Annotated in this window: 1 protein-coding gene; it reads right to left on the reverse strand. The window is 68.8% G+C overall.

Annotated features, from left to right (window positions below):
* The coding region (gene acs / locus KBO27_RS33320) for an acetate--CoA ligase (protein ID WP_210973816.1) at window positions 1-1,868 on the reverse strand (1,868 nt) is incomplete at both ends.

The raw sequence follows: 1,868 nt of genomic DNA on the forward strand, positions 1-1,868 counted from the left end.
GAGGAGTCGGCGAGTGTGGAGACGTCGCCGACTTCGCGGTTTTCGGCGACGTCGCGCAGGAGGCGGCGCATGATCTTGCCGGAGCGGGTCTTGGGGAGTTCGGGCACGACCATGATCTGCCGGGGTTTGGCGATGGGGCCGATTTCCTTGGAGACGTGGTTGCGGAGTTCGGCGAGTGCGGCCTCACCGCCGGCTTCGTCGGCGACGCCGCCGCGGAGGATGACGAAGGCGACGATGCCTTGTCCGGTGGTGGGGTCGCTGGCGCCGACGACGGCGGCTTCGGCGACGTTGGGGTGGGAGACCAGGGCGGATTCGACCTCGGTGGTGGAGATGCGGTGGCCGGAGACGTTCATGACGTCGTCGACGCGGCCGAGCAGCCAGAGGTCGCCGTCGGTGTCGTACTTGGCGCCGTCACCGGCGAAGTAGAAGCCGAGGTCGGCGAATTTGGACCAGTAGGTGTCGGTGTAGCGCTCGTCGTCGCCCCAGATGCCGCGGAGCATGGAGGGCCAGGGTTTGTCGAGGACGAGCAGGCCGCCGCCGCCGGGTCCGACTTCGGTGCCGGTTTCGTCGACGACCTTGGCGGAGATGCCGGGCAGCGGGGTTTGCGCGGAGCCGGGTTTGGTGGCGGTGACGCCGGGCAGCGGGGAGATCATGATCGCGCCGGTTTCGGTTTGCCACCAGGTGTCGACGATGGGGGTGCGGTCGGAGCCGATGTGGGTGCGGTACCAGATCCAGGCTTCGGGGTTGATGGGTTCACCGACCGAGCCGAGCACCCGCAGCGAGGACAGGTCGTATTTGGCGGGGATGTCGGCGCCCCACTTCATGAAGGTGCGGATCGTGGTCGGCGCGGTGTAGTAGAGCGTGACGCCGTACTTCTGGACGATCTCCCAGTGCCGGCCTTCGTGGGGGGTGTTGGGGGTGCCTTCGTAGATGACCTGGGTGGCGCCGTTGGCCAGGGGCCCGTAGACGATGTAGGTGTGGCCGGTGACCCAGCCGATGTCGGCGGTGCACCAGTACACGTCGGACTCGGGTTTGAGGTCGAAGACGTGGTGGTGGGTGTAGGCGGCTTGGGTGAGGTAGCCGCCGGAGGTGTGCAGGATGCCCTTGGGGCGTCCGGTGGTGCCGGAGGTGTAGAGGATGAACAGCGGGTGTTCGCTGTCGAAGGCCTCCGGGGTGTGGGCCTCGGGCTGCTTCTCGACGACGTCGTGCCACCACGTGTCGCGGGAATCGTTCCAGGTGACCTCGGTGCTGGTGCGCTGGACGACCAGGACGTGTTCGACGCTGGGGGCCTCGGCGATGGCCTCGTCGACGCTGGCCTTCAGGGGCAGGGCTTTGCCGCGGCGGTACTGGCCGTCGGCGGTGATGACGACCTTGGCCTGGGCGTCGTTGATGCGGGAGCGCAGCGCTTCGGCGGAGAAGCCGCCGAACACGACGCTGTGCAGGGCGCCGAGGCGGGCGCAGGCCAGCATGGAGAACACGGCCTCGGGCAGCATCGGCAGGTAGATCGCGACCCGGTCGCCCTTGCCGACACCGAGTTCGGCCAGGGCGTTGGCGGTGCGGGAGACCTCGCGCTGGAGTTCGGCGTAGGTGATGGTGCGGGTGTCGCCGGGTTCGCCTTCCCAGTGGATCGCGACGCGGTCGCCGTGGCCGGCTTCGACGTGCCGGTCGGCGCAGTTGTAGGCCACGTTGAGCGCGCCGCCGACGAACCACTTCGCGAACGGCGCGTCGGACCAGTCCAGGACCTGGTCCCACTCGGTGTCCCACTGCAACCGCGATGCCTGCTCGGCCCAGAACGCCTCGCGGTCCGCATCGGCCTGGCCGTAGAGCGCCGACGTGGCGTTGGCCTGCGCCGCGAAATCCTCGGACGG

The sequence above is a fragment of the Saccharopolyspora endophytica genome (genome assembly GCF_018070075.1).
GTDB lineage: Bacteria > Actinomycetota > Actinomycetes > Mycobacteriales > Pseudonocardiaceae > Saccharopolyspora > Saccharopolyspora endophytica.